This is a genomic window from Paraburkholderia sp. SIMBA_027, from assembly GCF_046535315.1.
Taxonomy (GTDB): Bacteria; Pseudomonadota; Gammaproteobacteria; order Burkholderiales; family Burkholderiaceae; genus Paraburkholderia; species Paraburkholderia tropica.
In genome coordinates this window covers 1-234 of record NZ_JAWRWY010001635.1, presented here as the reverse complement: position 1 = coordinate 234, position 234 = coordinate 1, and the positions used below count along the sequence as shown (strand labels likewise).

At 54.3% G+C, this 234-nt stretch carries 1 pseudogene; it reads right to left on the bottom strand.

From position 1 onward, the window contains the following. Positions 1–234: pseudogene (locus SB764_RS44725) on the bottom strand (hypothetical protein); the annotation flags it as partial.

The following is a 234-nucleotide window of genomic DNA, read 5'->3' as shown; positions in this document are numbered from 1 at the left end:
GAAACGGCGGGCGATGTCCGCTATCGTTTGAATGCCTTTTTCCAAGTCCGGTAAGGATGCGTACGAATAGGAAAGACGCAGGCTTTGCCGGTCTTCGGGAAGATAGAGAGCTCCCGGATTGATCAGTACGCCGGCCTCCAAGGCACGGATGAAAAGCGTCTGAACGGTGAATGCTTTATGGAAGGTGACCCAGATATAAAAGCCCCCCTCCGGCACACGCCACTCCGCAATATC